This is a genomic window from Caballeronia glathei, assembly GCF_000698595.1.
In the GTDB taxonomy this organism is placed as follows: domain Bacteria; phylum Pseudomonadota; class Gammaproteobacteria; order Burkholderiales; family Burkholderiaceae; genus Caballeronia; species Caballeronia glathei.
This window is the reverse complement of sequence record NZ_JFHC01000147.1, coordinates 1-6,206: the sequence shown is the minus strand read 5'-3', so window position 1 is coordinate 6,206 and position 6,206 is coordinate 1. Positions and strand designations below refer to the sequence as shown.

Genomic DNA, 6,206 nt, shown 5'->3' with positions numbered 1-6,206 from the left:
ATCCCGAGTGCAATCCGTTGCTGCCGCCGGGGCATCACGCAAAAGAGAGCAAGGTGCCGGGCGCAAAGTCGATTCCCGTCAGGATCGTCGCACCGGCATGCGTCAGTCAACGACAGCCAATCGTCACGGGTTTCACGGGTTGACGGCCGGAGCCCCGTGCAGCGCAGGAACTGGCGTGTGTTTTGCTCGTTACTCGGGGCCGCGCCGTGAAAAAGCCGGCCCTCGGCCCCGCGAGAAGATCGTCGAGCCCGGTAAATTTAACTAGTGTGCCTCGCACGCGTTGCGCCGCGAGGCACACACTCATCGAAGAAACAGGAGGCACACATGTCAACGATCCCGCAAAACGAGCCCGGCGCTGACGCTACCGACGAGCAAGGGGCCACGTCTGACAACCGTCCGCGGCAGCCCACCGACCCCGTGCAGGGACCCCGCGAAGAAGACCCCAGCGGCCGCGAAGAAAAGGCCGGGGACGCGGATCTCTGAGCGGAACGTGCGGCAGGAGTTGCCGCGCAACGCACATTGCACACCGACGTAGACGCGCGCAACGGCCGCGGCTACGCTGTGGCCACCTTTACCGGGAAACGCCAAAACAATTGTAAGGGCCCTGTCGGCGACGCGGCACGCTGCATGGCTTTATCGTGGAAGACGATCCGCCTTCGATCTTACTCTGGGGCGGCAGCTCCATATGCCTGCGCAGAGAATCGCACGCGATGACGGCCTATTTGGCTTTCGTCAGCGAGGCGAACAGCAGCGCCGCCGCCCCCGCGAGCAGGACAATCGCGGTCTTGCGATGCATCACCGCAGCCGTGTATAGACTCGAATCGAGCACCGGGCCGTTCTGGCCAGAGCGCTCTCGAACTTCGCCGGCGCCCTTTTAAAGTGCGTCGCCGCCCCGCGGTGGGCGGTCCGTCAGCTGCGCCCCGATGCCGACCTTGCCCATCAGCCAGTCAAATATGCGCGGCGCGAACCGGCCGAAGGACACCGTCGCGCGCGATGCTCCACCGACGTAAATGTCGCGCTCTTACCGTCGCGCAGCAGCACCGCGTTGTAGCCGCGAGCCCGTGCTAACTAGGTGCATTTCCAAATGCATCGCATGCGGCCCGGCCAATTGGCGTGTGACGGGCAGGCCTTTTATTTGCTTCTGTGTAGGTGCGTTCGCCCGGTCGGGGTCTGGGCGCCGCAATGTTCGTTGTAGATCATGCCCTTGGCGCCCGCCTGTTCCGGCGGGCGTTTTTTGTCTACGTACCGCGTGCGAAAACCCTTCCACCTAGTGCAATTTTTGCCACAGTTGCGACCGCTGTAGCACTGATAAAGCTGAAGCGACAGGGCAACATCATGAACCGCTCGTTTCCGGATGTTCAGCATGGCAGCGGGAAGTAGGCGCCGGGCGACTATACGACGATCAGGCCGGATCGCCCCTCTGCTTCGCCCTGCAATGCTCAGGTTGTGCCCGACCCCCTCCTGGGCGGAAGCATCGATCAGCGTGCGTCGGCACGTTGCAACGTCGAGTGCTTTGCCGCCTGAAGCAGTGACACGTAGCTATCGATGTAATTGAGCGCCATCGTCCTGGCGTTGAAGCGGCGTTCGAATTGAGCGCGGATTTCGGGGCGCGACAGGTCGTCAAGGCGTTGCAGTACGCCCACCGCGCCCTGAACGTTTTCGCAGATGAAGCCGGTCACGCCGTCGTCGATCACTTCCGGCACCGAACCGCGATTGAACGCAATCACCGGCGTGCCGCACGCCATCGCCTCGATCATCACTAGGCCGAATGGCTCGGCCCAGTCGATCGGGAACAGCAACGCCTTCGCCCCCGAGAGAAATTCCGGCTTTTGCTGCTCGTTGATTTCGCCGACAAATTCCACATGCGGCTGCGACAGCAGTGGCGCGAATGTGCTCTTGAAGTATTGCGGGTCGGCTTCGTCCACCTTCGCGGCGATCTTCAATGGAAGACCGCTTTGGGCGGCGATCTGGACGGCGAGATCGGGGCGCTTCTCCGGACAGATACGTCCGAGGAAAGCGAGATACTGCGGCTTCTTATCGGTTTGTGGCGTGAGCAGGTTTTCCGGCAGGCCGTGATAAATTGTCTTCAGCCAGTTCGCCTGCGGCAAGGACAGTCGCTGCGAATCTGAGATCGAGATCACCGGCGCCTTCGAGAACGTGTTGAAGATCGGCTGCAACTCCGGCAGGTCGAGCCGGCCGTGCAGCGTGCTCACGAACGGTACGTCGAGTGCCGAGAATAGGGAGAACGGCAGGTAATCGAGGTGGAAGTGCAGCACGTCGAATTCATGCGCACGCTGACGCACGCTTTCCAGCAGCAGCATGTGCGGGGCGATGACGTCGCGGGTCGACGGGTCGAGGCGCAATGCACGCGGCCACGCTGCTTCGAGTGTCGCCTTGGTGCGTGAATCGCCACTTGCGAACAGGGTCACGTCGTGACCGAGGTCGACCAGTGCGTCAGTCAGATAGGCCACCACGCGCTCGGTGCCGCCATAGAACTTCGGCGGGACCGCTTCGTGCAGCGGTGCAATTTGTGCGATTCGCATGGGCCCTCCCTCGAAAGCGCAGACGTCAAACCCAGGCGGGTGCTCGGCCCGCATCGGATATTCGACGCGGCGCAAGCGGGTTGGTGTCGAATCTCCCCACGGCGCGCTGGAGCGTGGCGATGACAGCGGCACCGCGCCCGTCGCGATCTGCGAGTACTTCCCCGCAAGGCTCCCTTACACAGCGTCTCAGCGCCGCGTGTCTCATTCGGTGAGATCGCCAGGACATGACCCGCCTTGTTCACCCGAGGTTTGACAGGTGCCATCACGTCGGGCGGAGCCCGCGCGGCTCCGCCTTGGCTGCCTCCTAAACCATCCGAGGTTGCTTAAATGTCCTTGAAGTCGCTGGGCCTGTCCTCAACCACGTCGCGGGTGGCCCGCCAATAGGGCGTGCGATTGTAATATTTGTGCAGCGAAGTACCCCATGCGGCATCGGCCATTGAGGGCCAATAGTTCTTATCGAAACCAGGATCGTTCTTGATGCGCTCAGCCGTAATGTCGACGCGGAAACATTTTTCGTCGGTGTCTAGGGTTAATGCACTCCAAGGAATCGCATGAAGCGTGTTGCCCATGCCGAGAAAGCCGCCGGTTGACAGCACCGCGTAGGCAATGCGGCCGCCCTCCACGTCAAGCATAATGTCGGAGATCTTGCCGACGTCCTCACCGTCCGATGTAATGACCTTGGTGTCATCTAGCGTCGAAGCCGCCATCACCTCCGGGCCCGGGCCTTCGCCGACGCCGCTACCAACTATTTTTGCCCCGCCTCCAGTTCCCGAGCTGGGCGTTGTAACGTCAACTGGTGACATGATTTCCTCCTGAAGGGGCCCGCACGTCGTGGTGGCTGTCAAGCAAACCCACTCCTTCTGCACGAAATTCGCCTGGCGACGGCTCGCGCGGGCTGCACTCCGTGGCTTGGACGATTCCGACGAACACGGACGATATTCACCTCTTGTGGCCGCACTCGACACAGGGCGTGCAACAAACGTGCCTAAATTTTCCGCAGCATAGTGCCGCCTCGGATGCGAAACCCGGCCGCCCAGTCACGCGATGAGAGTCAGGTCCCATCAAATTCTGGCTCAAACCACCAGGAGGCGCCATCGAATCGACATGTTCGGAAAAGCGCGGCATAGGTGGGCTATGCGCAGCATGCGTTACTAAGTGCCGACCAAACACGCAGGGCGTAGGATGGCCGAATTGACCGAGATGCTGTGCGACCGTGTGCCTCTGAACAAACGCGAAGCGCACGAGATGGCTCGGAACTGTCGGATTCCCGCGAGCGCTGTCTTGCCGATCGCAATCGGCGCGGAAGCGTGGGATGCTGCAAAGACAGGCGGCATGACGCCGAGGCATCGGCAAACCCGGGACAGGTACGGCTTGGACGCATCACCACCCGCGCACCGATCCCGGCCGCCTGCCGTCTGGTTCCCGTGCCCATTCCAGGCAGACCACTTTTACGTCCCGGTTCGCGAGCGCCTTGAGCGTCTTAACGACGTCGGCGAGGCTGTTGTCGAGGCAATAAAGTCGCGTGACGAGAATCCTGTCGCCGGGAGATAGGTGTGTTGCATCGCGCTCCGCAGAAGGCGCGGATCCGCCGCTCTTTATGTCACGCGTTTATGTTATATCGTCCCGCGACTGCGCGAAGGCAAGACAAGGCAACGGCGCTCGCATTGTTATACGTCCCGCGCGCTCGCTACCGCCTGTCTTTCACAATCGAGCCGGTCATGGTCGAGGCGGCAAGCGCTGCGAAGGCGTATAACCGAGGCCGCGAGCCCAGAATTGAGCGTGCGACTTCATCCAGGCCTCGAGGCGGCATTGGTTCGGAGCGCGATAGGTGCGTACCTCAGGTACATGAACAGCGGTGACGGCGATTGCGCCCGAGAGCGCGACCTGTTCGCGCTCGACGCCGCGAGTTTTCTTATGGACATGAGCGCGGCGGCTACAAAGCGCACAGCTGCCGGCACGTTATTTAATCGTGGTCGCCTGCGGCGAGGCGAACTCGTGCAGCTGGAATTTCCCGTTGTTGTTGAAGAGCCAGTCTTCCATCAGCTCCAGGTGGCCACGCGCGTCGAGAAGGGCCGGCGGAGGCGATGGCAAGGGTGACGCGCGACGCAGCGTTGCAAGGGCAATTCGTTCGGCGCCGGCGTCACCGTTCGAACGATAGACCGCGGACGACAGGATCTTTCCGTCGCTATTCACGGTAAACGCGACCACTACCACGGAGCGCAGCATGGCCTGTGGCGTGCCGTGCAGCACGGATGACGGATTGCGCTCGAGGATGCGTTCGGCCACGCGCTTACGGTATCGCCCGAGCGCTGTGGTGTCCGGTGGTGGCGGCGGCGGCGCGGCCGCTGGTTCGCCGACCAGCGGTTGGGGTGGTGGCGTGAACGTGCAGCCCGAGACACCAACGACCATCAACGCAAGGACGCTGGCCATGATGATCGATGTGCCCGCCGCGGATCGCCGGCGCTGGGGGGGCGAGGAGTAGAGGACCATCCGAAATGCGCCTTTGGTTCGTGGGTAACGGACGGAATATCTCGGTCCATGTGGTGACCTGAGTCCGCATTTCTCCGGGGCCGTGGTGCCCTTCCGTGAGAAGGAGGCATTGACGGAGCCGACGAATTCAGTAAGCGAGTGCTTCTGTGCCATCTCGCTCGCAAAGCGGTCGAAGGGCGCGTTTCCATCGACATACTGTAACTAGCGCACGCCGCGGCTCCGCTCGAATTCGCTGTCAGTGCTTGGAAAACAGGTCGCATCGCCGGCGGGTTGCGCACGAATTTGAATGCCTGCAATTCTGTTATACATCGGCGGCATGCAATTAACAGCCGTTTTTGCGAAAAGGGCAAGGCGGAACAATTGCTCGTGCGAGCCGACGGCGTGATTTACGAAAGCACTCGGTGCGAACGGCCAGTGCAGCGCCCAGCCCTTGCGCGTGACGCGGTGCTGGACAAGATGGTCTGGAAAGGCCGATGCGCTAATCAACTACCGTTGCCTGCGTCAAAGCCCGCCATCAGTCTGGCCAGCGCCATAAACCGAAATTCGCTGTTCGCTTAATACAACTTAGACCTGCCAGACGAACTTGGCAAGATGTCTCCTAACATCGACGGCGAGTGATTGAACGTACCGCGGCCTCCGACACTTTCTCTCCGGCGTTAAGCGCCCCGGATACGCCCCTGTCATCTGGATGGTCTGCAGCCGGGACGTTGAATATCGAGGATCAGCCGGCGCCCGTCTGGGTCGCGGGGTTTGTACGGTTGGGACGACACCAGCAAAAAAGTCCCGCTCAGGAATAGGTGAGCGGGTCAAGGGCTTCCTGACATCGCCACGCATGTGGCCGAGCGCGACACGGGAAATTATCCATAACCGAGGAGCAATGTAACAGGCGCTAACGCACGTCGAAAACGGGCAGCATCCGCCGGAAGCGGAACAGTGGATTCGCGAGTTTCGCCGTCGGGGTTGTCACTCTGACTTAAATGAGACGCCGCATGCCCATGGAGAACACGCCTTGAGCGGAGCGCGCGTAGACACGCCGATGCCGGCGAACGGGGCGTCTTTTTTAAAACGTCGCTCCGCGCGGCCGCGAACCCGGCGCCGTTGGCAGTCGGTTGTAGACATAGGCGTCTACCCGAGCGAGTAAGTAACGCTGATCGACGCCGAGTTCGGTGTGGA

5 protein-coding genes and 1 pseudogene are annotated in these 6,206 nt (G+C 61.6%); 1 reads left to right on the top strand and 5 read right to left on the bottom strand.

Features of this window, described 5'->3' with window-relative positions; translation table 11 throughout:
• Positions 1-324 precede the first annotated feature (324 nt).
• Positions 325-483, top strand: a complete 159-nt coding sequence (locus BG61_RS43115) for a hypothetical protein (protein ID WP_161783734.1) — start codon at positions 325-327, stop codon at positions 481-483.
• A gap of 995 nt (positions 484-1,478) precedes the next feature.
• On the opposite strand, the gene BG61_RS37375 is transcribed toward BG61_RS43115, so the two are convergent.
• From BG61_RS37375 to BG61_RS42570, 5 genes and pseudogenes are all read right to left on the bottom strand, one after another.
• Complete coding sequence (locus BG61_RS37375) at positions 1,479-2,543, bottom strand: glycosyltransferase family 4 protein (RefSeq protein WP_035943205.1); 1,065 nt, start codon at positions 2,541-2,543, stop codon at positions 1,479-1,481.
• Between the two features lie 323 nt (positions 2,544-2,866).
• Positions 2,867-3,346 carry a PRC-barrel domain-containing protein gene (locus BG61_RS37370; protein WP_035943206.1) on the bottom strand — a complete coding sequence of 160 codons (480 nt, stop codon included), beginning with the start codon at positions 3,344-3,346 and terminating at the stop codon, positions 2,867-2,869.
• 348 nt (positions 3,347-3,694) lie between these two features.
• Positions 3,695-3,934, bottom strand: a pseudogene (locus BG61_RS45245) (hypothetical protein); the annotation flags it as partial.
• Between the two features lie 568 nt (positions 3,935-4,502).
• Complete coding sequence (locus BG61_RS37360; protein ID WP_035943201.1) at positions 4,503-5,033, bottom strand: energy transducer TonB family protein; 531 nt, start codon at positions 5,031-5,033, stop codon at positions 4,503-4,505.
• 201 nt (positions 5,034-5,234) lie between these two features.
• A complete protein-coding gene (locus BG61_RS42570) occupies positions 5,235-5,519 on the bottom strand; it encodes a hypothetical protein (RefSeq protein WP_152565288.1) in 285 nt (94 codons plus the stop codon).
• Positions 5,520-6,206: the final 687 nt, after the last annotated feature.